This window comes from Lysobacter sp. HA35 (genome assembly GCF_054061195.1).
This window is the reverse complement of sequence record NZ_JBSSDY010000001.1, coordinates 1,817,106-1,840,083: the sequence shown is the minus strand read 5'-3', so window position 1 is coordinate 1,840,083 and position 22,978 is coordinate 1,817,106. Positions and strand designations below refer to the sequence as shown.

Below are 22,978 nucleotides of genomic sequence, written 5' to 3'. Positions count from 1 at the left end.
GAAGGCGGCCCGAAAGCCGCCTTCCATGCGCATCGATATCAGCGCGAGTACAGCAGGATGTTCGGCGAGCCGCTGCCGGGATTGCTGACCTTGCCCGTCGTTCCGTTCGTGGTGAGCCAGCTGCGCACCTGCGACGGCGTCGCCGACGGAACACGCTGCAGGTAGAGCGCCGCGGTGCCCGCCACGTGCGGCGATGCCATCGACGTGCCGCTGATCGTGTTCGTCGCCGTGGTGCTCGTGTACCACGCAGACTTGATCGAGCTGCCGGGCCCGAACAGGTCGACGCAGCCGCCGTAGTTCGAGTACGACGCGCGCGCATCGGTGGAGGTGGTCGCACCGATCGTGATCGCACCCGCGGCACGCGCCGGCGAGTAGTTGCACGCATTCGAGGCGTCGTTGCCGGCAGCCACGACGACCGCGACACCCGCGTTCGACAGGTTGTTGACCGCGGTATCCACCGCCGACGACGCGCCGCCACCGAGGCTCATGTTCGCTACGGCCGGCTTGATCGCATGCGTGCGCACCCAGTCGATGCCCGCGATCACGCCCGAGTTGCTGCCCGACCCGCTGCAGTCGAGCACGCGCACCGGAACCAGCGTCACCGACTTCGCGACACCGTAGGTCGAGCCGCCGATCGTGCCCGACACGTGCGTGCCATGGCCGTTGCAGTCGGTCGTGCCGCGGCCGTCGCTGATCGCGGTGTAGCCCGACGCCACGCGTCCGCCGAACTGCGAATGCGACGACAGGATGCCGGTGTCGATCACGTAGGCATGCACGCCCGAGCCGGTGTAGTCGTAGGTGTAGGTGCCGTTGAGCGGCAGCGAACGCTGGTCGATGCGATCGATGCCCCAGGTCGCGCCGCTCTGCGTCGCGGTCGCGTTGACCGTCGCATCTTCTTCGATGAAGGCGACGCGCGGATCCTTCAGCATGCGGCTGATGACCGCTTCCGGCGCATGCACGACGAAGCCCTGCACCGCATTGCGATAGACCATGCGCACGTCACCGCCGAACCGCGCAGCGAGATCGACAGCCGAGTTCTCGGACGCGGTCGCGAGGCCCTTGTCACGGGCGAGGCCGGCGGGGCACCGACAGGCGCGACGGGTTGAACACGACGATGTACTGATTGTCGATGCGATTCTTCTGCGCACGGACGAGGGTGCCGGCGTGCGCGGCGGAGGAAGCCAGGGCCACGGAAATGGCGAACGCGAGGACGCACTTGCTGTTCATTGCTGCTCCATCAGAAGTTTCGGGGGAGGGTGGTCGCGTCATCCGACGTCGACCATCGCGCCGAGCAAGCAGGAATGCGGGCAGGCGGCGCGGAAGTGACAATCCAAACGCGGGTTGAATGCTGTCAACCACCGATGGCCGAAGAAGCTGAAGAACTGCGTTACGAGAAATCAGCAGCCGTTGAGGAGCACGACGAAAACACTGGAAAACGAGGTGTTTTCGGCGCTCGCTGTAATTCCTATGGATACGCTATGAGCTTCAGCGTCGTGATGGATCGGTCAAGATTCGTGTTGCGTTGCAGCGTCGAATGGCCGCTCGCAACGACGTGCTAGCGGCCGTTATGCTCGACCGATCCGACCGGAGCCTGACCCATGCGTCGCTACGCACCTTTGCTGCTGCTCGCCCTCGCCATGACCGCCAACGCACAGACCGCTGCCACGCCATCACGCACCGCACTCGTCATCCACGGCGGCGCGGGTTTCGTGCCGAAGGAAACATTGAGCGAAGCCGACCAGAAGGATCTGCGCGACACGCTCAATCGCGCGCTGGATGCCGGCAATGCGGTGTTGCAGAAGGGTGGCCCGGCGGTCGATGCAGTGGAAGCCGTGATCCTCGTGCTCGAGGAATCGCCGCGGTTCAACGCAGGCAAGGGCGCGGTGTTCAACGCGAAGGGTGGGCATGAGCTCGACGCCGCGATCATGGAAGGCCATACGCGACGCGCAGGCGCGGTCGCAGGCGTCATGACCGTGCGCAATCCGATCAAGCTCGCGCGCGCGGTGATGGAGCACAGCCCGCACGTGATGCTCGCCGGCGCGGGCGCCGAGGCATTCGCCGATACGCAGAAAGACATCCAGCGCGTGCCCAACACGTGGTTCGACACGCCCATGCGTCGACAGCAGCTCGAAGAAGCGCAGCGCAAGGAAAAGGCGGACGCGAAGGCCGTCATCATTCCCGGCGATGACGGCAACGTGCGGCGCTATCTCGGCACCGTCGGCGCGGTGGCGCTCGACAAGGCGGGCCACATCGCGGCGGGCACCAGCACCGGCGGCATGACCAACAAGCGGTTCGGCCGCATCGGCGATTCGCCGATCATCGGCGCGGGCACCTGGGCGGACGAGCGTTGCGGCGTGTCCGGCACCGGCTGGGGCGAGTTCTACATCCGCGCCAATGCCGCGCACGACATCTGCGCGCGCGTCGAGTACAGCAACGTGCCGCTGCAGCAGGCGGCGGACGAGGTCATCAACAAGATCATCCCGGCGATGGGCGGCGACGGTGGCGCAATCGCGCTCGATCGCGACGGCAACATCGCGATGCCGTTCAACAGCGGCAGCATGTTCCGCGGCTGGATCCGCCCGGACGGCAGCCGCGGCGTCGCCATCCACGAAGACTGACGCCCCGCGTAACCCGCAGGCGGCGCACCGGGTCGCGCGGCCGGCCGCGTGCCACAATCGCTGCGGGCGCAGACCGGGGATCCGCGCCGTCTCGACTGCCGAACGGACGGGCGGTGCCCCGGCCCGGCCGTCGAAGAGAGCATCGCCATGGCCGACACCGTCGGACACCTGCCGCGCCATCCGCTGCGCGTCCTCCAGGCCACCCGCTGGTCCCTGCAGGGGCTGTGGGCTGCGTGGAAATACGAATCCTCGTTCCGCCTCGAAGTCTGGGTGTTCGTCGCGCTCGCGCCGGTAGCGGTCTGGCTGGGTCACACCGGCGTCGAACGCGCGCTGCTGATCGGCTCGATGCTCGCGGTGATGGCGATGGAGCTGCTCAACTCGGCGATCGAGGCGGTGATCGAGCGCTACGGCGCCGAATTCCACGAGCTCGCCGGCCGCGCGAAAGACATGGGCTCCGCCGCCGTGTTCGTGATGATGGTCAACGCGTTGGTGACGTGGGGCGCGATCCTCCTGCCGCGCCTGTCAGCGCACGCCGCGTAAACTGCGCGACCCACGACGACGGAAGCCCGCGATGGAGATGCTGCTCGACCCGCAGACCTGGATCACGCTGATCACGCTCAGCACGATCGAGATCGTTCTCGGCATCGACAATCTCGTCTTCATTTCGATCGCGGTGAGCCGCCTGCCGCCGGTCGCGCGTGACCGCGCACGCCGCATCGGCATCGCGGTCGCCTGCATCACGCGCATCGCGCTGCTGCTGACGCTCGCATGGCTGGCCGGCCTCACCGATCCTCTGTTCGAAGTTCTCGGCCGCGGCATTTCCATCCGCGACCTCGTGCTGATCGTCGGCGGCGTGTTCCTGCTGGTGAAAGGCTCGGGCGAAATCCGCGACCTCATCGTCGGCGAAGGCGACGAGGCGGACGTACACAGCAAGCCGGCGGCATCGTTCGGCCTGGTCATCGCGCAGATCGCGGTCATCGACATCGTGTTCTCGCTCGACTCCGTGATCGCGGCAGTCGGCATGGCCAACCAGCGCATCGTGATGGTCGCGGCGATTCTGCTCGCGGTCGCGGTGATGCTGCTGGCGTCGAAGCCGTTCGGTCGTTTCATCGACGCCAACCCGTCGATCAAGATGCTCGCGCTCGCCTTCATCGTGCTGGTCGGCGCGTACCTGATCCTCGAAGGCATCGGCCTGCACATCCCGAAGGGCTACATCTACGGCTCGATGGCGTTCTCGGGCCTGGTCGAAGGCCTCAACCTGACCATGCGTCGCCGCGCGCAGGCGAGGCAGCTGGAGCACTAGCGCAGGCGGCCGTCACGTCGTATTTATTGCCGCTGCCGGAGGGTGTTCCGCCGGCGACGCCGACCGACGACCGAGGCCCGAAATGCGCAAGCTGCTCAACATCCTTCTGCTGCTCACGCTCACCACGCTGCTGAGCGGTTGCGGCTACAACACCATCCAGCAGAAGGACGAGGCGGTGAACGCCGCCTGGTCGCAGGTGCTCAACGTCTACAAGCGCCGCGCGGACCTGGTGCCGAACCTCGTCAACACGGTGAAGGGCTATGCGAGCCACGAAGAGCGCGTGCTGACGGAAGTCACCGAAGCGCGCGCGAAGGTCGGCAGCATCAACGTCAACGCGAACGATCCGAACTCGCTCGCGCAGTTCCAGGCCGCGCAGGGCCAGTTGCAGAGCGCGATCGGCCGCCTGTTGGTGGTGAGTGAGCAGTATCCGCAGCTCAAGGCCGACCAGAGCTTCCTGCAGCTGCAGGCGCAGCTGGAAGGCACCGAGAACCGCATCACCGTCGAGCGCCAGCGCTATATCCAGACGGTGCAGGACTACAACACCTACATCCGCCAGTTCCCGACGAACCTGACGGCGATGATGTTCCACTACAAGCCCAAGCCGAACTTCACCGTCGAGAACGAAGCGCAGATCTCGAACGCACCGACGGTCGACTTCGGCACGCCGCCGCCGGTGAACATGACGCCCGCCGCGCCTGCCGCTGCGCCGGCACCGCAGGCCGCGCCGACGACGACCGCTCCGGCCACGCAGCCGCAGGGCTGATCGAACGCCGATGCGCGCGCGTCTTCTCCGCTTCGTCGTCGCGATCGCCCTGTTCGCGACGACGCTCACCGCGCTCGCGCAGAACCTCGCGACGATCCCGTCGATGACATCGCCGGTGGTCGACACCACCGGCACGATCGACGTCGCGACCAAGCAGCAACTCGAACAGCAGGCGCTCGACCTGCAGAAGCGCAAGGGCGCGCAGCTGCAGATCCTGATGATTCCGACCACGCAGCCGGAAGACATCGCGCAATACGCCACGCGCGCGTACGACCAGTACAAGCTCGGGCGCGAGAAGACTGACGACGGCGTGCTGATCATCGTCGCCAAGGACGATCACCGCGCGCGCATCGAAGTCGGTTACGGGCTGGAAGGCGCAATTCCCGACGCGACCGCAAGCCGCGTCATCAATGAATACATGGCGCCGCACTTCAAGCAGAACGACTACGCGGGCGGCCTTGTCGAAGCGACCAAAACGCTGACGCAGATCATCGACGGCGAAGCGTTGCCGCCGCCGATGGCCGCGCAGGACACGACCGGCGCGCGAATGTCGAAGCACGGCAACCCGATGTTCGCGCTGATCGCCGCGTTCTTCGTTGCACAGATGGTGCGCGGCATCTTCGGCGGCACGCCCGCGTTCTTCCGCGGCATCGCGGGTGGCATTGCCGCGGGCGCGATCGCATGGTTGCTCGCGACCGTCTTCATCGGCGGTATCGGCGCGCTGATCGGCCTCTTCATGGGCCTGTCGGGCGGACGCCGCGTCCGCTATGCGCGTGACGCCGGCTTCGGTGGCTGGTGGGGCGGCGGTGGTGGGTTCGGAGGCGGCGGTTTCGGTGGAGGCGGCTTCGGCGGCGGTGGCGGCTGGGGCGGTGGCGGCGGCATGAGCGGAGGCGGTGGCGCCTCGGGGAGCTGGTGATGCGCGCCCTGCGTCATCTGTTCGCACCCTCGTCCGCACGCGTGTTTCCGCCGGACGCACTCGAGCGCATCGCGACCGCGATCGCCGCGAGCGAGGCGCGCCACACCGGCGAGATCTGCTTCGCGGTCGAAGCCGCGCTGCCGATGCGCCTTGCATTGGTCGACCACGGCCCTCGCGACCGCGCCGTCGAGGTGTTCACCCGCCTGCGCGTGTGGGACACCGAAGCGAACAACGGCGTGCTGGTCTACATCCTGCTCGCCGACCGCGCCATCGAGATCGTGGCGGACCGCGGTTTCAACGGCCGCGTGTCCGATGCGGAATGGGCCGCGATCTGCAGCGGCCTGGAAACCGCGATGGGCGCGGGCGATACCGAAAGCGGCGTCATGCGTTCGATCGAGGCGATCTCCGCATTACTCGAACAGCATTTCGCGCGGCCGCCGGGTTACGTCGACACCAACGAGTTGCCCGACCGCCCGCACCTGCTCTGATTCGCGACGAGCCGCTCGCGGGCTGTGACGCGGGCCCGCCGAACGGCGACAATGGCGGCCTCTCCGACGTCGGCCCGACCTGATGACGTATCTGCACGACATCAACCCGATCGCCCTCCACCTCGGTCCGGTGCAGGTGCACTGGTACGGGGTGATGTACATGCTCGGGTTCATCGCCGCCTGGATGCTCGGCCGTCGCCGCATCCGCGAGGGCCGGCTGCCCGGTGTCGACGAACAGGCCTTCGGCGACCTGCTGTTCTACGGGATGCTCGGCGTCGTGCTCGGCGGACGCATCGGCTACATTCTGTTCTACTCGTTCGGCGAGTTCCTCAAGAACCCACTGCTGATCTTCCGCATCTGGGAAGGCGGCATGAGCTTTCACGGCGGCCTGCTCGGCGTCATGGCCGGCGTGTGGTTCTGGTGTCGCCGTCGCCGCATGCATTTCATGGACGCGATGGATTTCGTCGCGCCGCTGGTGCCGCTGGGCCTCGGCTTTGGGCGTATCGGCAACTGGATCGGCGGCGAGCTGTGGGGCAAGCCCACCGGCGGCGGCTGGGGCGTGATCTTCCCGCGCAGCCTTACGGACACTCCGTACGCACACGCGTCGATGGAACAGCTGCGCAGGCTGCATGCGAGTGGTGCGCTCGACGCATTCGCGCGTCATCCGTCCCAGCTCTACCAGGCGGTGCTCGAGGGCATCGTCATGGCGGCCATCCTCTGGTGGTATTCGAGCCGCCCGCGTCCGCGCTACGCCGTCGGCGGCATGTTCGCGCTGCTGTACGGTCTGTTCCGCTTCCTCGTCGAGTTCGTACGCATGCCCGACGAGCAGATCGGTTACCTCGCATGGGGCTGGCTGACGATGGGTCAGGTGCTGAGCCTGCCGCTGATCGCACTCGGCCTGTTCTGGCTGTGGTGGTCGCGCCGCCAGCCGACGCTGGAACCCGCACCGCAGGCGAGCTGACGTGCAGGCCTATCTCGACCTGCTGCGCCACGTTCTGGACCATGGCACGGTCAAGAGCGATCGCACCGGCACCGGCACGCGCAGCGTGTTCGGCTGGCAGATGCGCTTCGATCTCGCGCAGGGTTTTCCACTCGTCACGACTAAGAAGCTGCACCTGCGCTCGATCATCCACGAGCTGCTGTGGTTCCTGAAAGGCGAGACCAATGTCGCCTACCTGCGCGACAACAAGGTCAGCATCTGGGACGAATGGGCCGACGCCGACGGCGAACTCGGCCCGGTCTACGGCAAGCAGTGGCGACGCTGGACCGGTAGCGATGGCAGCGAGATCGACCAGATCAAATGGGTCGTCGACGAGATCCGCCGCAATCCCGATTCGCGCCGCCTGATCGTCAGCGCATGGAACGTGGCCGACCTGCCGCACATGGCGCTGATGCCCTGCCACACGATGTTCCAGTTCTACGTGGCCGACGGAAAGCTCAGCTGCCAGCTCTACCAGCGCAGCGGCGACATCTTCCTCGGCGTGCCGTTCAACATCGCGAGCTATGCGTTGCTCACGCACATGGTCGCGCAGGTCTGCGGCTTGGGCGTCGGTGATTTCGTGCACACGCTTGGTGATGCGCATCTCTATTCAAACCACGTCGACCAGGCACGCGAGCAACTCACCCGCACGCCACGCGCGTTGCCGAAACTCGTGCTGAATCCGGACGTCACCGACCTGTTCGACTTCACGTTCGACGACATCGCGATCGAAGGCTACGACCCGCATCCGGCGATCAAGGCGCCGGTCGCCGTCTGATGCGCATCTCGCTCGTCGTCGCCTATGACCGTAATCGCGCGATCGGTGTCGACAACCAGTTGCCGTGGCACCTGCCGGATGACCTGAAGCGCTTCAAGGCGCTGACGATCGGCAAGCCCATCCTGATGGGGCGGCTGACGGCCCAATCGCTCGGCCGTGCGCTGCCGGGGCGCCGCAACATCGTGCTGACGCGCAGCGGGCGTGCGCCGTTCGATGGTATGCACGCGGTCGCGAGCATTGACGCGGCACTGGAGCTCGCGCGTGCGGACGGCGCAACCGAACTCGCGGTGATTGGCGGACGCGGCGTGTTCGGGGCGACGCTGCCGATCGCGACGACGCTGCACCTCACGCTGGTCGACACGGCAGTGCCGCGCGCGGATGCGTACTTCCCGGAGTTTGATTCTGCGCAGTGGCGCGAGATCGCTCGCGAACATCATCCGGCCGACGCGAAACATGCATTTGCGTTCGATTTCGTGGATCTCGACCGCGCCTGATCGTTCGCGTGGCGACGTTGTTGGTCGCATCGCCTCGATGAACTGATTCGCGCTCAGCCGTTCTGCGGCTTCTGATCGTTGCGCGGCGGACGCTGTTGCTGCTGTTGCTGCTGTCCGCGATCACGCTGACCGCCATTGCGATCGCGTCGACCATCGCGCCCCTGCGGGCGCGGCTTCGGCGGCTGCGCGGGAACATCGCGTCCCGCCACCTGCGTTAGCTGCGGCTCGTCGGTATCGAGACGCAGCGCGGTCAGCTTGCCGCCCCAGACCGCCCCGGTGTCGATCATGTGCACGCCGTGGCCGATAAAAAGATTCAGTGCCGACCAGTGGCCGCAGACGATCTTCATGTCGCGCGGCGCGTGGCCCGGCACCGAGTACCACGGGTACAGGCCGACCGGCTGCGTGCCGGGCGGGCCCTTGTCGTCGAAACTGATGCGCCCGCGCGGGCTGCAGAAGCGCATGCGGGTGAAGATGTTGATGATCGCGCGCCAGCGGTCGATGCCCGCGAGCCGCGGATTCCACGCCGGTGCGTCGCCGTAGATGTGCTTGAGCAGGCGCCCGTACTGGTCGCCGTGCAGCACCTTCTCGACTTCGCGCGCATGGCGCTCCGCCATCGAAATCGTCCACTTCGGCGCGATGCCCGCATGCAGCATCGACCAGCCGAGTTCGCGGTCGACGTGCATCAGCTTCTGCTTGCGGAGCCACGCGAGTAGTTCGTCGCGATCAGGTGCGGTAACGATGCGCAGCAGGTCCGGATTGACCTTGCGCTGTTCTTCCTCGCGACGCTCGCCGATGGCGAGCAGCGAAAGATCGTGATTGCCGAGCACCACGACGCTCTGCTCGCGCAACGAATGCACGAGGCGCAACGTCTCGAGCGATTGCCCACCACGATTGACGAGATCGCCGCAGAACCACAGGCGATCCTTCGCGGGATCGAAAGCGATGCGTTCGAGCAGGCGCTGCGTCGCGTCGTAGCAGCCCTGCAGATCGCCGATGGCCCAGACCGTCATGGCGGAGCTCAGTGCAGCGTGCGCGGCACAGTCAGGGTGAAGGCGGGAATCGGCGCTTCGAAGCGCGTCCCGTCTTCGGCCTGCATGCGGTAGCTGCCGCGCATCGTGCCGAGGTCCGTTTCCAGCACCGCGCCCGATGTGTATTCGAACGCTTGGCCCGGCTCGAGATGGGGCTGATGGCCGACCACGCCTTCACCCTCGACCTCGCGAACCTGGCCATGCGCATCGGTGATGACCCAGTGCCGGCCGAGCAGCTGCGCGGCCACGGTGCCCTGGTTCTGCACACGCACGGTGTAGGCGAACACGTAGCGATCGTGATCGGGCGAGGATTCGCTTTCGACGTAATGCGCCTGCACTTCGACGCCGATCGCGTGGGAATTACCGTCGTTCATCCGCCCGAGTTTACGTGTACGCGCAGGGCGACGGAACCGCGCGGGCTTCACGCACCCGCGCGTGCAAGCGAATTGGCCAGCGCGATGAAGCCATCGACCGGCACCTGTTCGGCGCGATGCTGCGGATCCAGGCCCGCGGCGACGATCGCATCGGCATCGCATATCTTCGACAGCGCATTGCGCAGCGTCTTGCGTCGCTGGTTGAACGCATCGCGCACCACGCGCGAATAGAGCTCGCGATCGGCCACCGCGACTTCGCTGGCAGGCTTAGGCACGAGCCGCACCACTGCAGAGTCGACCTTCGGCGGCGGACGGAACGCATCCGGTGGCACGTCGAAGAGCGGCGTGACGCGGCAATAGGCCTGCAGCATGACGCCCAGACGTCCGTACACCTTGCTGCCCGGGCCGGCGGCCATGCGGTCGACGACTTCCTTCTGCAGCATGAAATGCATGTCGCGCACGACCGGCGCGTGGTCCAGCGCATGGAACAGGATCGGCGACGACAGGTTGTACGGCAGGTTGCCGACCAGGCGGATCGTGCCGCCGTCGGCGAGCGCGGTGAAGTCGACCTTCAGCACGTCGGAATGGATGATGTGCAGCGTGCCCAGGCTCTGCGCGGCTTCGGTAAGCGGCGCGATGAGGTCGCGATCGAACTCGATGACGGTGAGTTCGTGATGGCGCTCGAGCAGCGGGAAGGTGATCGCGCCCTGGCCGGGGCCGATCTCGACGAGGCGGTCGCCGGGCTGCGGATCCACCGCCTGCACGATCTTGGAAATGATCCCGCGCTCGTGCAGGAAGTGCTGGCCGAGGCGCTTCTTCGGCGGCTCGGTGAAGTGGCTCGTCGTCATGCGGGGATTATCCCGTAGCGCGGGTAAGCAAAGCGCGCTGGGATCGGTGCGCGATGGTCAGGCCCGGATCGAACGCCGCTGCTTCGCCAGTCGCGCGCACAGATCCGCCGCCGCGAACAGGCTCGATGGATCGGCACGACCGCGACCCGCGAGGTCGAGCGCCGTGCCGTGGTCAACGGCAACGCGCGGATAAGGCAGCCCCAGCGTGATGTTCACCGCGCGCTCGAAGCCGCTGAACTTGAGCACCGGCAGGCCTTGGTCGTGATACATCGCCAGCACCGCATCGAAGCCTGCGAGCTTCTGCGGCAGGAAGGCGGTGTCGGCAGGCAGTGGGCCGGCGAGCCAGAGGCCGTCCGCGCGCAGGCGTTCGATCACCGGCTCGATGACGTCGATCTCCTCGCGCCCGAGATGCCCGTCCTCGCCCGCATGCGGGTTGAGCCCGAGCACCGCGATGCACGGAGATGCAATACCGAAGTCGCGACGCAGCGCGGCGTCGATGATGCGCAGCGTGCGTTCCAACCGATCACGCGTGATCGCGTCGGGCACGTCGCGCAGCGGGAGATGCGTGGTCGCCAGCGCCACGCGCAACGTGTCGTGGCCGAGCATCATCACCACCTCGCAACCGGCCTGCATGGCGAGCAGTTCGGTGGTGCCGGAGTAGGGGATGCCGGCGTCGTTGACGACTGCCTTGTGCACCGGACCGGTGACCAGGCCATCGAGCCTGCCGTCGAGACAGGCTTGCGCGGCCGCGGTCATCGCGTCGATCACCGAAGGGGCGTTAGCGACTTCCAGATGGCCAGCTTCGACCGTTTGCGCGACCGGAAACGGAACGATCCCGAGCGCGCCGGCACGAGAGGCGTCGGCGTCGTCGGGATCGACCAGTCGGAGCGATTGGCCGGCGCGTCGCGCTGCGGCCTCGAGAACGCCGGGGTCGGCGTAAGCGATCAGTGCATGGTCCCGCGGTCGCCCGGCGAGGGCGACGCACAACTCTGGCCCGACGCCGGCCGGCTCACCCGGGACCAGCGCGAGCCGCGGTGAGGTCACTCAGCCGCCGGAAGCCGGGGCAGGCGTGACGGGTGCAGCTGCCGGCGCGGGAGTCGCGGCCGGAGCCGCTGCGGCCTGAGCGCCGCGGACGTCGACAAACGCCTCGCCACGCAGTTCGCGCAGATACTGGTTCCACTGCTCTTCGAGCTTGCGGCGACCGAGCGTCTCGGCGACCTGCGCACGGCGGTTCTGATCGCCGACGTTCGCTTCGCGCGAGCCGAGGCGCTGCAGCACGTGCCAGCCGGCCTGGGTGCGGAACGGCTTGGAGACCTGGTTGTCGCTCAGCAGGTTCACCTGGCTGCGGAATTCAGGGCCGAACTCGTCGGCCGTGAACCAGCCGAGGTCGCCACCGCGCCCGGCCGAGTTCTGGTCCTGCGAGTTCGCCTTCGCCAGTTCGGCGAAGTCGGCACCACCGGCGAGACGTGCGGCCAGCGTTTCGGCTTCGGCGCGCGCCTGGTCGTCGGTCTTGCCGTCACCCACGCGGATCAGGATGTGGCGGCCGTGGTACTGGGTGACCATCTGCGCCGGCGCCTGCGAAGCGTCGCGCACCTCCACCAGGCGCAGCAGCTGGAAGCCGCTGGGGCCGCGGATCGGATCGGTGATGCCGCCCGGCTGCAGGTTGTTGACCATCTGCGCGAACGCGGTCGGGATCTCGTCCGCCGAGCGCCAGCCGAGGTCGCCGCCTTCCAGCGCGTTCGGGCTGTCGGAATAACGCACCGCCGCGGCCGGGAAATCGATCTCGTGGCGATCGAGCAGGCCCTTGATGCCTTCGACCTTCTTCTGCGCGGTCTGGATCTGCTCCGGGGTCGCGCCCTCGGGCAGCGACACGAGGATGTGCGCGAGGTGGTACTGCTTGCCGGTCTGCGCGCTTGCGGCCATGGCCGACTGGATCTCCGCCTCGCTGACGTTGACGCGGCTCTGCGCGAAACGCTGGCGCAGGCGCTGCATCATCAGTTCTTCGCGGATCGATGCGCGGAAGTCGGCGACCGACGAGCCGTCCGCCGTGACGCGCTGGCGCAGCTGGTCGACGCTGACGTTGTTCTGCTGCGCGACCGCGGCGATGGCCTGGTCGACTTCCTCGTCGTTGACGCGGATGCCGGTTTCCTCGGCGCGCGCGACCTGCAGCTTGCTCAGGATCAGGCGCTCGAGCACCTGGCGCTCCAGCACGTCCTGCGGCGGCAGCTGGCTTTCCTTGCCGGCGTACTGCGAACGGATGTTCGCGATGGCGCGATCGAGCTCGCTACGCAGGACGACGTCCTCGTTCACGACGGCGGCGATGCGATCGAGCGTCTGCGCCTGCTGCTGCGCGGCGGCGGTCAGCGGGGCGAACGCGGGTGCAAGCAGCGTGGCCGACAGCAGGCACGCAAGCAGCGTCTTCACTGGGCGGGAGGATGTCTTCATGGGGTCGGGTCGGAAGTCGAGGAGGTGCCGTTGTTGACGGGCGGACTCACCGTCTGCGGCGGGACGAGGTACAGGTCGTCGCGGTCGTAACCGAGAATAGCACGGCGCAATACGCGCTCCGTCTTCTGTCCGGCCGAGCCCAGACCCTTCAGTTCAACTTCCAGTTGGATTGAGTTGTTCAGGTCGCCGGTGCGGTCGCGCAGGTAGCGGCGCGCCACCGCCCGGACGGCGAGGCAGCAGCTTTCCCACTGGACGCCGGCGATTTCCTCGAGCGGCTTCTTGTCCAGCAACGAGTAGTAGTAGCGGCCGACCACGCTCCAGTTGTCCGTGATCGGATACAGGAACGAGACGTCCGCCTGGCGTACGAGGTCCGGCTGGGCGCCGGGCGCGGTCGGGTCGACGGTCGTATTGCGGCGATAGCGATAACCGAAATTGATGATGCCGCGGTCGCCGACGAGGTAGCGCGCGCGCAGACTGGCGAGATCCTGGCCGCGGATCTTCGGATCCCACTGGTAGGCGCCGTTGATCAGCCAGCGATCGCTCGGCGCGAAGCTGGACTCGACCACCCATGCCGACTTGCCCTGCGACACGGGCGTCTCGGCGCCGGGGATGAACACCTGGCTGTCTTCGAAGTAGCGGATCTGGCCGAGGCTGACGGAGAGGCGCTCGCGGCCGTCGTTCTCGCTGATGAAGCGCGTGGTCGCCGCGATCGTGAGCTGGTTCGCGTCGGTCTGGCGGTCAGGACCGGTGTAGCGGTTGTCGCGGAACAGCTGGCCCCAGCTGAAGGTCATCGGCGCGGTGTCGAACAGCGGGATGCCGTTCTGGTCGCGGTACGGAACATTGAGATAGAACAGGCGCGGCTCGAACGTCTGCAGGTAGCGCGTGCCGAACACCGTGGTGTCACGGTCGAAGTACATGCCGGCGTCGACCGACGAGATCGGCAGGCTGCGCGACGGTGACAGGTCGGTCAGGTGCGCCGGCGAGCGCGTCTGCCAGTCGTTGTCGAGCTGCCAGTCGGTGTACCGCCATGCCAGCTTCGGATGGATGAACCAGCTCGCGCCGTCGAAGTTCGCGGCGACATATGGTTTGACGTCCAGGCGCGAGCCGTCGAACTGACCGAGCTGGTTGTCGTAGGTCGCGTGCTGGAAGCGCACGAGTTCACCATCGACGCCGGCTTCGAGCCAGCGCCCGAACGGCTGCGCCCAGTGGCCGTACATGCGCGGCAGGCGGTCGTACGGAAGGTTGGCGTCACTCAGCGTGTAGTCGGCGAGCTGGTAGTGGTCGGCTGTGAGGCCGGCGTTCCAGTAACGGCCGCGACCGAACACGCCGGTCTCGCTGTGCACGAAGTAGCTCGAGACGCCGTAAAGGCTGTTGCTGAAGTCTTCGAGGTAATGCGTGTCGCTGACCCAGCCCAGGTTCGCGCTCGCGTACCAGGTCGAGTCCAGATTGTGGATGGCGGTCAGGCCGAACTGGCCGCGATTGGTGTCGGGCAGTGTCGCCCCGGGAATCGGATTGCCGTTGAGGTCTTCGAGATAGCGCTCGGGGCGACGGCTGGGCAGGTCGTCCTTTGGCATCCACGAACCGAACACCGTGCCGCTGCCCTGTTCGTACAGCCAGCGGAACTCCGCGCCGAGATTGACGCCGCGCTTGCTCATGTAGCGCGGGTACAACGTGGCGTCGTAGTTCGGCGCGAGGTTCAGGTAGATCGGCTGGCGCCAGTCGAAGCCATTGCGGTTCGAGCTCGAGATCGACGGATACAGCAGGCCGGTCTGGCGACGATCGTCGGTCGGGAACTGGAACCACGGCACGTACAGGATCGGCACCTTGCCGACGCGCAGCGTGGCGTTGTGCGCGACGCCGCGACCCTTGGCGAGGTCGATGTCGATCTCGCGCGCACGCAGTTCCCAGGCGCGCTGGCCTGGGTCGCAGGTCGAATAGGTGCCGCCGAACAGTGCGCCGTCCTGGTCCTTCAGCGTGATCTTCTCCGCGGAGCCGTTGCCGCGGCGGCGCATCAGCTGGTACTGCAGATCGTTGATCGTGTGCGTGTCGGATTCCTGGTTGCCTTCGGCGCTCTTGGCGACGATGCGCATGCCCGAATCCTGGTACCGCACGCTGCCGTCCGCGCGGTAGTCGCCGGAGGTCTGGTTGTAGGTGAGGCGGTCGGTGCCGAGGAACTGGTCACCGCGACGCAGCTGCACGTTGCCCTGCACCAGCGTGTCGGCCGACTCCGAGCCCTGCAGCGTGTCGCCCTCGATGTCGGTGGGCTGCTTCAGGCGGGTGCTGGTGTCGCCGGCGGTCGGCGTACCGACACCCTCGAACGCGGGGACCGCGTCACGCAGCGGGCACAGGCTCCAATCCTCCTGCTCCTCCGCTGCCATCGCGGGTAGGGCGATGGCGATGCACAGCGATAACGGGAGCAGGCGGAGAGTCGGTCGCACGCGGGGCATCCGTGGATATGAATGGCGTTCCGGCCATCGGGCGGGTAGCTTGCCGTATCCCCGACGGGGCGGCAACGCGGCAGGATCGGGCCAGCGAAGTGGAGGCGGCATGAGTTCAGACGACACGCGGAACGACATCGCGCAGACGCCGACAGACGACGAATGGCGCGCGAAGCTCACTCCGGAGCAGTACGCGGTGTGCCGGTGCTCGGCCACCGAGCGCGCGTTCACCGGCAAGTACTGGAACCACAAGGTCGCGGGCACCTACACCTGCGTCGCCTGCGGTTCCCGGCTGTTTCTTTCGGTGGATAAATACGACTCCGGCAGCGGATGGCCGAGCTTCGTGCGGCCGGCCACGCCGGAAGCGGTGGTCGAGCATGCGGACGAAAGCCACGGCATGCGGCGCGTCGAGGTCAAATGCGCGCACTGCGATTCGCACTTGGGCCACGTGTTCCCCGACGGCCCGCCGCCGACCGGCCTGCGCTACTGCATCAATTCCGCCGCGCTCGACTTCGAATCCGAGCCCACGGGCTGACATGCGAGACGTGTTGCTGGTGGGCGCCGGCGGCGCGCTCGGCGCGATGGCGCGTCACCTGATCGGTACTGCGATGCTCGCTACGTCGACCGCGTGGCGGTTCCCGGTGGGCACGCTCGCTGTCAACGTCTCGGGCTGTCTGCTGATCGGTGTCTTCGCGGCGCTCGCCGAGCAGATGCCGGGGCTCAACGGCCCGGCGCGCCTGTTGCTCGTGACCGGCGTGCTCGGCGGCTACACCACGTTCTCGGCGTTTGGCCTGGAGACGATGCTGATGCTGCGTCGCGGCGATGCGCTGCTCGCGACGGGCTACGTCGTCGCTAGCGTGCTGTTCGGCCTTGTGGCCGTGTGGATCGGCATGAAGGTCGTGGCGTTCGCGCGCTGATCAGGTCGCGGCGAACGCGTCGCGCGTGAGGTTGAGCGGATCGCCGTCCGTGCAGACCACGTCGTCCTCGATGCGGATGCCGCCGTAGGGGCGGAACGCATCGACGCGCGACCAGTCGACGCTGTCCGCATGCGGCCCCGCGCGCAGGTCTTCGAGCAGCATGTCGATGAAGTACAGGCCGGGCTCGATCGTCACCGCCATGCCCGGCGCCAGCGTGCGCGTCAGGCGCAGGTAGGGATGGCCTTCGGGTTTCGGCAGCGACGGCCCGCCCGCGTCGTCCGACGCGAAGCCTGCGACGTCGTGCACCTGCAGGCCGATGCCGTGGCCGAGACCGTGCGGGAAGAAGGTCGCGCTGACGCCCGTCGCCACCGCGGCTTCCGGCGACACGCGCAGCACGCCGTGGTCGCGCAGCACGCCGGCGAGTGCGAGGTGCGCATCGAGGTGCAACTGACGGTAGTCGACGCCCGAACGCACCTGCGCGCACATACGCTGCTGTGCGGCGTCGACGGCGTTGATCAGCGACTGGAATTCGCTGTCCGCATCGCGCGCGTAGGTGCGCGTGATGTCGCAGGCGTAGCCACCGTAGGACGCGCCGGCGTCGATCAGGAAACTGCGGATGTCGGCGGGCGCATCGCGATCGAGTTCGGTGTAATGCAGCACCGCGCCGTGCTCGTTGAGCGCGACGATGTTGCCGTAGGGCAGGTCGTTGGCGTCCTGCCGCGCAGCCGCGCAGTAGGCGAGGTGGATGTCGAATTCGGAACGGCCGTCGCGGAACGCGGCCTCGGCGGCACGATGCGCACGCGTACCGATACGCGAGGCCGCGCGCATCATCGCGATCTCGTACGGCGTCTTGAAAGCGCGGTGGTATTCAAGGTATGCGATGACCGCGGCCGGATTGTTCGGCGCATAATCGCCAAGCGCGCTCTGCGGTTCGCCGACGATCGCGCACCTGCCAGGAGGGGGCAGGTGGCTGGCGGCTTCTTCGATCGTGCGTATCACCACGACGTCGAAATGCTCGACCCACCAACCACGCGGCGCCTCGGGGACCACGTGCCAGTAATCACGCGGCTGCAGGTAAATCAATTTGGGACGCTGACCCGGCGTGGCGACGAGCCAGCTTCCCGGGTTGCGCACGAGCGGCAACCACGCCTTGAATTGCGGGTTCACCGCATACGGATAGTCACGATCGTCGTCGAACGCCTGATAGTGCAGGGTGCCGCTGGGAACGACGAGGTGGTCGAAACCGCCGCGCTCCAGCGCGATGGCGGTGCGGGCCTGCAGCACTTCGATGTGGCGGGCGTACAGGGACGAAAGCGAAGGATCGGTCATGTCGACAGCATCGGAGGGCGACGACGTGGATTCTGACCGATCCGCAGGCAAGTCGCCCGGCGTGCGGCGGCGGCCGCGACGCGCATGGGCTGCAAGCCTCGTCGCGCTCGGCGTGGGACTGCTGCTGACGGCGGCGCTAGTGGGTGAGCAGCTGCATCGCGCGCGCCTGGAGCGGGCGCAGCATCTGCGGGCGCTGGCCGACGGCGAGATCGGCGCACTGCAGGAACAACTGCGTGACTACGACCTGGCGCTGCGTGCGTTGCAGACCGGCTTCCTCAGCCACGACATCGATTTCGAAAGCTTCGATCGCCTGTATCGCGCGCTCGACCTGCATCGACGCCTGCCCGGCCTGCAGGCAGTCGTCTATTCGGTGCCGCAGGCGCGCGCGGACGGGTTGCACTATCCGACGCTGTACGTCGCGCCCCGCGTGGGCAACGAACGCGTGCTGGGTCTCGACGTGCGCGCACAGCCGGCGAACCTCGTCGCGCTGCAGCAGTCGCGCGACACCAACCGGGCGGTGCTGTCGGCGCCGTTCCGACTGATCCAGGATCCGGCCGACCACGCGCCCGACGGCCTGCTGCTACGGCTGCCCGTCTACAGCCCCGGCGAGCCGCCGGTGACGCTGGACGATCGCCGCGCGCGTTTCGTCGGGTCCGTGGCGATGTCGTTCCGCATCTCACGGCTCGCGGCGGATGCGTTTCGTCCCGAATGGCGTCACTCGCTGCACCTCCGCGTGGTCGACCTCGATGCGCCGTCGGGTGCGGTCGTATTCGATTCCAGTCCCGGCCACGCGGCCAGCGCGAACGGCTGGAAGGCCACGCACATCATCGCGTTCGCAGGCCGCCACTGGCGCGTCGACATGCACGACGCGCTCGATGGCCGCATCGACATGCGCCAGAGCCTGCCGCTCGTTGTCGCGGGCATCGCCGGAAGCGTGCTGTTCGCGTTGTGGATCGCGGCGCTGGCGGGTGCGCGACGCCGTGCGCTGGCGGTCGGCGAGGCGATGAGCCGTCGCTATCGCGAGAGTGAGGAGCGCTTCCGCGTCGTCAACGAATTGCTGCCCGCGCTCGTGCTGCTGGCGCGCGAGGACGACGGACGCGTGATGTACGCGAACGAAGCCGCGCGCATCCGCTTGGGCGAGAACGTCGACGGCACGCCGCTCGATGCGTTGTTCGAAGACGCGCATCGCCGTGCCGAAGTGATGCAGGCCGAGGATCCGGGCTGGGAAAGCGTCGAGGCCATGTTGCGCAGCACGAACGGCGACCGCTTCTGGGCCAGCGTGTCGATGTCGCGCGTGCGCATCAACGGTCTGTGGAAGCGGCTCGTCGTCGCGTCCGACATCTCGCAGCAGCGCCAGCTCACCGAGTTGCTGAGCTACCAGGCCTCGCACGACGCGCTGACGGAGCTCTACAACCGTCGTGAGTTCGAGCGCCACGTCGAACGCACGCTCGCGCACTCCGCGCAGAGCCTCACGCATTACGCACTGCTCTACGTCGATCTGGATCAGTTCAAGCTGATCAACGACACCTCCGGCCATGCCGCGGGCGACCAGCTGTTGTCGCAACTCGCGCAGGTGATGCGCGAACAGTTGCGATCCGGCGACGTGCTGGCGCGCCTCGGCGGCGACGAGTTCGGCGTGCTCGCCTGCGACGTGCAGGACGAAGCCGCGGCGCGCCTTGTCGCGGAACGCCTGCGGCAGCACATCGACGGCTACACGTTCGTGTGGGACCAGTCGAGCTACGGCATCACCGCGAGCATCGGTGGCGTGCTGCTCGATGCGACGAGTTCGTTGAAGGAGCTTTTCGCGCAGGCCGACAGCGCCTGTTACATGGCGAAGGAAGCAGGTCGAAACCGTGTGCACTTCTTCTCCGTCGGCGACAACGCGATGGCGCAGCGTCGCACCGAGATGGAATGGGCGCACCGCCTGCGATGGGCGCTGGAAGCCGACCGTTTCCGCCTGTATTTCCAGGAAGTGCATCCGCTGAAGAGCCTCGCCGGCGGCACACGTCTCGAGTTGCTGCTGCGGCTTCTCGACGAGGACGACCGCATCGTGCCGCCGGGCGCGTTCATCCCGGCGGCCGAGCGTTACGGCCTGATGCCCGCGATCGATCGCTGGGTGGTCGAGACCGCGCTCGCGAACATCGACAACCTGCATCCGGAAGGGCGCGGCCTGTCGATGGTGGCGGTCAATCTTTCAGGCGCGACGATCGAGGACGAATCCTTCGTCGCGCGCATCCTCGAACTCATCGCGCAGCACGACATCGATCCGCGACGCCTGTGCTTCGAGATCACCGAGACGCTCGCGGTGCGCAATCTCGCGCAGGTGTCGCGTTTCATGAACCAGCTGCGCAAGGCCGGCTGCCGCATTTCGCTGGACGACTTCGGCGTCGGCATGTCGTCGTTCGGTTATCTCAAGAACCTGCCGGTCGACATGATCAAGATCGACGGCAGCTTCGTGCAGGACCTGATCAGTGATCCGATGAGCCACGCCATCGTGCGCGCCGTCACCGACATCGGCCATCAGCGCGGCATGCAGGTGGTAGCCGAATGGGTGGACAGCGACGCGATCATCCGCTCGCTCACCGAAATCGGCGTCGACCATGCGCAGGGTTTCGCATTGCACCGGCCCGAGCCGGCGCAGATCCACCGTCGCGATCAGACGTAGGTCGCGCCCGGCGCGTCGATCCAGTCGCGCAGGCGGTCGATCTGGCCGTCGTCGAGCGAGAGGAAGCGAAAGCCCGTCCAGGCCTGGCCGGGCGCTGCCGCCGCGTTCTGCCAGAGCAGATGCGCGCCGACTTCGAATGCATGGCGATTGCCGGCGCGGTCGGCGAGCATGAAACGGAGCTGGTAGAGGCAGTCCTCGTGCAGCGGCCCACTCGCGAGCAGGAGCATGCCGCTTTCGGAGATGTTGCCGAGCTGGCCGACCGCCTGGCCCGTCATCTCGTCGATGACTTCCACACGGTCATCGACGCGGCGACGCCGGCTGCGACGCGCTTCGTCGGCAAGCGTGTTCATGCGGTCCGCTCCGGTCGACGGCCCGGTGTAGATCCGGCGCCGAGCGATTGCAGCGCAGCGCGCCATGCGCGATCGACGATGCGTCCTTCGCCTGCGGTGACGACCTGCGCACGTCCCGCCGCGAGATCGCGGGCGAGTCCGTCGACGGTGCCGTCCGCGACGCGCTGGCCGCGAGGATTCACGAACAGCGTCTGCCCCGTCACGGTGCTGAACCACGACAGGCGGCGTCGCATCGTTGCGCCGCCTTCGTCGCGCAGGTCGAACCATGTGCCGGGCGGCAGCTCGCGGATGCGATTGGCCTGCAGCTGCGCTTCAGCGTCGAGCCGCTCGCCGCCATCGCTGTCGGCATCGGTGTCCTCGCCAAGACGTGCACGCGACTTCAGGCGCATGGCAAGTTCGGTGCGCGTCGAGGTGTCATCGCCGCTGTCGTCTTCGGTGCCCGTGAGGATGCGTGCGATGCGCGATGCGTCGTCAGCGTGGTAGCCCACCGTCGACAGCCACTGGTCGACGAGTAGCACGAGATCCGACCCCGCATTCGCCTGACCCGCCGCGGCGCAGACGAGTTCGTCGGTCGCCTCGACGAGTCCCGCCCATTCCGTGCTGTCCTCGCCGTGGCGCAGATGCGCGAGGGTGAGCACGTCGGCCCAGGCGTGGCGCAGCATGCCCCGGTGGAATGCGGGCAGCTTGATCGACTGCAGTGCGGCATCGATGACGTCCGCGGCGCGCCGACGCGCAACGGCGAGCTTGTCCTTGCCGCGCGCTGCTTCGACGTTGCGTCGCTCCGAAATTTCGGAGCGACGCGCGACCGCTTGCAGTTGCTGGTCGAGCGCGGTTACGCCCGTGCGGAACGCCGCGGCCGGATCATCCGGCGCGCGTGCGATCGCGTCGACGATGCGCTCGAGGTGCAGCAGAAGTTGCGGGTCGATGTCGTCTGCTGCGTACCAGCGCGCGCCGGATTCGGCGACCGCGTTGAGCACTTCGCGCGCGGGGTGCGCGGCGCGCAGGAAGAAGCCGGGATCGGCGAGCGCGAGGCGCAGCAGCGGCAGCCGCAGGCGATCCAGCATCGTTTTCGCCGGCGCATCGCTGCGGATCTCGCGTTCGAGATGCGCGTACATCAGCGACAGCAACTCGAAGATGTCGGCATCCTCGCGCGACAACGCGACCGCCTCGCCCTGGCGCTGCCGCGCGTGCAGGAGAAGCCACTGACGGATGCCGTCGATGTCGAGACTGTTGACGTCGTCGCCCGCGGACGCCAACAACTGCAGCGCGACGGCGGTCGGAAGTTCGGGACGCGCGCTCGCAGCCGCGAGCGCACTCGTGCTGATGGAGCCTGTGCTGCGGCCCGCGTCCCCGTTGTTTTGCTCGCCACCAAAGCCAGAACTTCCGCCGAAGCTCGCGCCCGCGTTCGCGCCGCCGAAGCTGCCGCGGAAGCGGTCAGCCATCGAACGTTTTGAGGCGAGCAATTCCTGCAGCAGTTCGAACGTCGGGGTGTCACCTTCGCTGGGCGCCGCGCCGGTCCAGCCTGTATGCGGACGCTCGCGTTCGGCGACGGCGCTTCCCTCGACCGTCGCGTTCGCCACGCGTGCGCGCGGACGCAACGGGACGAATGACAGCCCGGGCATGATGCGCTGGCGCACCAGTGCTTCGTTGATCGCTTCGGCAGCGACCGGATAGTCCACCAGTACCGAGCGGTCGAATTCCCGAAGAAGCATCACACGCATCGGCAAGTGCAGGCCGCACGACTCCGCGGCGGCCACCACCATTTCGCACAGGCGACGCGGCCCCACAGGCAGCGTCAGCGGCTCGAATGCGGGGCGTTCGGCCAGCACGCCGAAGCGCTGGCACAACAGGTGGATGGGCAACGGCGCGCGCGCTTCGACGCGGAGGGTTACCGTCTTCAATTCGGTTTCGATGTCCTGCTCGTCGTCATCGACCAAGCGTAGTTCGTCGAACGAGGGCATCGCGAATGCTGCGGAAGAATTCGCGCGCGACGGCTGCGGCGTGGCGCGAAGCGTCGCCAGCTCGGTGTCGAGCGCACGCGCGAATCTGTCGATAAGGTCGCGCTGACGCCGCAGCAGGAGTTGCGACTGTTCGGCCTGAACGCTGCCGAGCGCGAAGATCGTACCGGTGTCGCGCGGGTTGGTCAGGCGGCCGGCGATCTGCGTGAGCGCGCGGTCGAACGGGTCGACGACAAGCTCGTACGCCGTGGTGTACACGGCGTCCACTGCGTCCCGCACCCGACGCG

23 protein-coding genes are annotated in these 22,978 nt (G+C 67.4%); 12 read left to right on the top strand and 11 right to left on the bottom strand.

Annotated features, from left to right (window positions below; genetic code table 11):
• Window positions 1-38 precede the first annotated feature (38 nt).
• Both ACVWZN_RS09105 and ACVWZN_RS09100 read right to left on the bottom strand, forming a co-directional pair.
• Window positions 39-992, bottom strand: coding sequence for a S8 family serine peptidase (locus tag ACVWZN_RS09105; RefSeq protein WP_456953526.1), 954 nt, complete (start codon window positions 990-992; stop codon window positions 39-41).
• Between the two features lie 70 nt (window positions 993-1,062).
• A complete protein-coding gene (locus ACVWZN_RS09100; protein ID WP_456953525.1) occupies window positions 1,063-1,227 on the bottom strand; it encodes a hypothetical protein in 165 nt (54 codons plus the stop codon).
• Window positions 1,228-1,598: 371 nt separating this feature from the next.
• Between ACVWZN_RS09100 and ACVWZN_RS09095 the strand changes: the two genes are divergently transcribed.
• The 9 genes from ACVWZN_RS09095 to ACVWZN_RS09055 all read left to right on the top strand — a co-directional run bounded on the left by ACVWZN_RS09095 (window position 1,599) and on the right by ACVWZN_RS09055 (window position 8,339).
• Window positions 1,599-2,618 (top strand): isoaspartyl peptidase/L-asparaginase family protein, encoded by a 1,020-nt coding sequence (locus tag ACVWZN_RS09095; RefSeq protein WP_456953524.1) that lies wholly within the window; start codon window positions 1,599-1,601, stop codon window positions 2,616-2,618.
• Between the two features lie 147 nt (window positions 2,619-2,765).
• Window positions 2,766-3,158, top strand: a complete 393-nt coding sequence (locus ACVWZN_RS09090) for a diacylglycerol kinase (RefSeq protein WP_456953523.1) — start codon at window positions 2,766-2,768, stop codon at window positions 3,156-3,158.
• Window positions 3,159-3,189: 31 nt separating this feature from the next.
• On the top strand, window positions 3,190-3,921 hold the full coding sequence (locus tag ACVWZN_RS09085; RefSeq protein WP_456953522.1) for a TerC family protein: 732 nt from the start codon (window positions 3,190-3,192) through the stop codon (window positions 3,919-3,921).
• A gap of 82 nt (window positions 3,922-4,003) precedes the next feature.
• Window positions 4,004-4,684 carry a LemA family protein gene (locus ACVWZN_RS09080; RefSeq protein ID WP_456953521.1) on the top strand — a complete coding sequence of 227 codons (681 nt, stop codon included), beginning with the start codon at window positions 4,004-4,006 and terminating at the stop codon, window positions 4,682-4,684.
• A 10-nt stretch (window positions 4,685-4,694) separates the two neighbouring features.
• Complete coding sequence (locus ACVWZN_RS09075) at window positions 4,695-5,600, top strand: TPM domain-containing protein (protein ID WP_456953520.1); 906 nt, start codon at window positions 4,695-4,697, stop codon at window positions 5,598-5,600.
• Window positions 5,600-6,088, top strand: coding sequence for a TPM domain-containing protein (locus ACVWZN_RS09070; protein WP_456953519.1), 489 nt, complete (start codon window positions 5,600-5,602; stop codon window positions 6,086-6,088). Before ACVWZN_RS09075 ends, ACVWZN_RS09070 begins: the two co-directional genes overlap by 1 nt.
• 82 nt (window positions 6,089-6,170) lie before the next feature.
• Window positions 6,171-7,049, top strand: coding sequence for a prolipoprotein diacylglyceryl transferase (gene lgt, locus ACVWZN_RS09065; protein WP_456953518.1), 879 nt, complete (start codon window positions 6,171-6,173; stop codon window positions 7,047-7,049).
• Window position 7,050: 1 nt separating this feature from the next.
• Window positions 7,051-7,845 carry a thymidylate synthase gene (locus tag ACVWZN_RS09060; protein ID WP_456953517.1) on the top strand — a complete coding sequence of 265 codons (795 nt, stop codon included), beginning with the start codon at window positions 7,051-7,053 and terminating at the stop codon, window positions 7,843-7,845.
• The gene (locus tag ACVWZN_RS09055; RefSeq protein WP_456953516.1) at window positions 7,845-8,339 is read left to right on the top strand and encodes a dihydrofolate reductase; all 495 of its coding nucleotides are present in this window, start codon (window positions 7,845-7,847) and stop codon (window positions 8,337-8,339) included. Before ACVWZN_RS09060 ends, ACVWZN_RS09055 begins: the two co-directional genes overlap by 1 nt.
• Before the next feature lie 53 nt (window positions 8,340-8,392).
• On the opposite strand, the gene ACVWZN_RS09050 is transcribed toward ACVWZN_RS09055, so the two are convergent.
• The 6 genes from ACVWZN_RS09050 to lptD are packed head-to-tail and all read right to left on the bottom strand — an operon-like array spanning window position 8,393 to window position 15,472.
• The gene (locus ACVWZN_RS09050; protein ID WP_456953515.1) at window positions 8,393-9,349 is read right to left on the bottom strand and encodes a symmetrical bis(5'-nucleosyl)-tetraphosphatase; all 957 of its coding nucleotides are present in this window, start codon (window positions 9,347-9,349) and stop codon (window positions 8,393-8,395) included.
• Between the two features lie 8 nt (window positions 9,350-9,357).
• The gene (gene apaG / locus ACVWZN_RS09045; protein ID WP_456953514.1) at window positions 9,358-9,741 is read right to left on the bottom strand and encodes a Co2+/Mg2+ efflux protein ApaG; all 384 of its coding nucleotides are present in this window, start codon (window positions 9,739-9,741) and stop codon (window positions 9,358-9,360) included.
• 47 nt (window positions 9,742-9,788) lie between these two features.
• Entirely contained in the window at window positions 9,789-10,589 is an 801-nt protein-coding gene (rsmA, locus tag ACVWZN_RS09040) for a 16S rRNA (adenine(1518)-N(6)/adenine(1519)-N(6))-dimethyltransferase RsmA (RefSeq protein ID WP_456953513.1), read from the bottom strand.
• Between the two features lie 57 nt (window positions 10,590-10,646).
• A complete protein-coding gene (gene pdxA / locus ACVWZN_RS09035) occupies window positions 10,647-11,633 on the bottom strand; it encodes a 4-hydroxythreonine-4-phosphate dehydrogenase PdxA (protein WP_456953512.1) in 987 nt (328 codons plus the stop codon).
• A complete protein-coding gene (locus ACVWZN_RS09030; protein WP_036141029.1) occupies window positions 11,634-13,034 on the bottom strand; it encodes a peptidylprolyl isomerase in 1,401 nt (466 codons plus the stop codon).
• Window positions 13,031-15,472, bottom strand: a complete 2,442-nt coding sequence (lptD, locus tag ACVWZN_RS09025; protein ID WP_456953511.1) for an LPS assembly protein LptD — start codon at window positions 15,470-15,472, stop codon at window positions 13,031-13,033. Before lptD ends, ACVWZN_RS09030 begins: the two co-directional genes overlap by 4 nt.
• A gap of 109 nt (window positions 15,473-15,581) precedes the next feature.
• Here lptD and msrB point away from each other — a divergent pair, with 109 nt between their 5' ends.
• The gene (msrB, locus tag ACVWZN_RS09020; protein WP_027082014.1) at window positions 15,582-16,007 is read left to right on the top strand and encodes a peptide-methionine (R)-S-oxide reductase MsrB; all 426 of its coding nucleotides are present in this window, start codon (window positions 15,582-15,584) and stop codon (window positions 16,005-16,007) included.
• A 1-nt stretch (window position 16,008) separates the two neighbouring features.
• Window positions 16,009-16,389 carry a fluoride efflux transporter CrcB gene (gene crcB, locus ACVWZN_RS09015; RefSeq protein WP_456953510.1) on the top strand — a complete coding sequence of 127 codons (381 nt, stop codon included), beginning with the start codon at window positions 16,009-16,011 and terminating at the stop codon, window positions 16,387-16,389.
• On the opposite strand, the gene pepQ is transcribed toward crcB, so the two are convergent.
• The gene (gene pepQ, locus ACVWZN_RS09010) at window positions 16,390-17,718 is read right to left on the bottom strand and encodes a Xaa-Pro dipeptidase (RefSeq protein ID WP_456953509.1); all 1,329 of its coding nucleotides are present in this window, start codon (window positions 17,716-17,718) and stop codon (window positions 16,390-16,392) included.
• A 25-nt stretch (window positions 17,719-17,743) separates the two neighbouring features.
• Here pepQ and ACVWZN_RS09005 point away from each other — a divergent pair, with 25 nt between their 5' ends.
• Window positions 17,744-20,383: a bifunctional diguanylate cyclase/phosphodiesterase gene (locus ACVWZN_RS09005; RefSeq protein ID WP_456953508.1), complete on the top strand. Its 2,640-nt coding sequence runs from the start codon at window positions 17,744-17,746 to the stop codon at window positions 20,381-20,383.
• Here ACVWZN_RS09005 and ACVWZN_RS09000 read toward each other — a convergent pair.
• Both ACVWZN_RS09000 and ACVWZN_RS08995 read right to left on the bottom strand, forming a co-directional pair.
• Complete coding sequence (locus tag ACVWZN_RS09000) at window positions 20,374-20,733, bottom strand: PilZ domain-containing protein (protein WP_027082018.1); 360 nt, start codon at window positions 20,731-20,733, stop codon at window positions 20,374-20,376. The genes ACVWZN_RS09005 and ACVWZN_RS09000 overlap by 10 nt on opposite strands.
• Window positions 20,730-22,970 carry a DUF1631 family protein gene (locus ACVWZN_RS08995; RefSeq protein WP_456953507.1) on the bottom strand — a complete coding sequence of 747 codons (2,241 nt, stop codon included), beginning with the start codon at window positions 22,968-22,970 and terminating at the stop codon, window positions 20,730-20,732. The genes ACVWZN_RS09000 and ACVWZN_RS08995 overlap by 4 nt, the downstream gene beginning before the upstream one ends.
• Window positions 22,971-22,978: the final 8 nt, after the last annotated feature.

Bases quoted from the DNA above. Each gene is read 5' to 3' on its own strand.
- ACVWZN_RS09105 (WP_456953526.1), bottom strand. From the start codon at position 992: ATGGTCTATCGCAATGCGGTGCAGGGCTTCGTCGTGCATGCGCCGGAA.
- ACVWZN_RS09100 (WP_456953525.1), bottom strand. From the start codon at position 1,227: ATGAACAGCAAGTGCGTCCTCGCGTTCGCCATTTCCGTGGCCCTGGCT.
- ACVWZN_RS09095 (WP_456953524.1), top strand. From the start codon at position 1,599: ATGCGTCGCTACGCACCTTTGCTGCTGCTCGCCCTCGCCATGACCGCC.
- ACVWZN_RS09090 (WP_456953523.1), top strand. From the start codon at position 2,766: ATGGCCGACACCGTCGGACACCTGCCGCGCCATCCGCTGCGCGTCCTC.
- ACVWZN_RS09085 (WP_456953522.1), top strand. From the start codon at position 3,190: ATGGAGATGCTGCTCGACCCGCAGACCTGGATCACGCTGATCACGCTC.
- ACVWZN_RS09080 (WP_456953521.1), top strand. From the start codon at position 4,004: ATGCGCAAGCTGCTCAACATCCTTCTGCTGCTCACGCTCACCACGCTG.
- ACVWZN_RS09075 (WP_456953520.1), top strand. From the start codon at position 4,695: ATGCGCGCGCGTCTTCTCCGCTTCGTCGTCGCGATCGCCCTGTTCGCG.
- ACVWZN_RS09070 (WP_456953519.1), top strand. From the start codon at position 5,600: ATGCGCGCCCTGCGTCATCTGTTCGCACCCTCGTCCGCACGCGTGTTT.
- lgt (WP_456953518.1), top strand. From the start codon at position 6,171: ATGACGTATCTGCACGACATCAACCCGATCGCCCTCCACCTCGGTCCG.
- ACVWZN_RS09055 (WP_456953516.1), top strand. From the start codon at position 7,845: ATGCGCATCTCGCTCGTCGTCGCCTATGACCGTAATCGCGCGATCGGT.
- ACVWZN_RS09050 (WP_456953515.1), bottom strand. From the start codon at position 9,349: ATGACGGTCTGGGCCATCGGCGATCTGCAGGGCTGCTACGACGCGACG.
- apaG (WP_456953514.1), bottom strand. From the start codon at position 9,741: ATGAACGACGGTAATTCCCACGCGATCGGCGTCGAAGTGCAGGCGCAT.
- rsmA (WP_456953513.1), bottom strand. From the start codon at position 10,589: ATGACGACGAGCCACTTCACCGAGCCGCCGAAGAAGCGCCTCGGCCAG.
- ACVWZN_RS09030 (WP_036141029.1), bottom strand. From the start codon at position 13,034: ATGAAGACATCCTCCCGCCCAGTGAAGACGCTGCTTGCGTGCCTGCTG.
- msrB (WP_027082014.1), top strand. From the start codon at position 15,582: ATGAGTTCAGACGACACGCGGAACGACATCGCGCAGACGCCGACAGAC.
- crcB (WP_456953510.1), top strand. From the start codon at position 16,009: ATGCGAGACGTGTTGCTGGTGGGCGCCGGCGGCGCGCTCGGCGCGATG.
- pepQ (WP_456953509.1), bottom strand. From the start codon at position 17,718: ATGACCGATCCTTCGCTTTCGTCCCTGTACGCCCGCCACATCGAAGTG.
- ACVWZN_RS09000 (WP_027082018.1), bottom strand. From the start codon at position 20,733: ATGAACACGCTTGCCGACGAAGCGCGTCGCAGCCGGCGTCGCCGCGTC.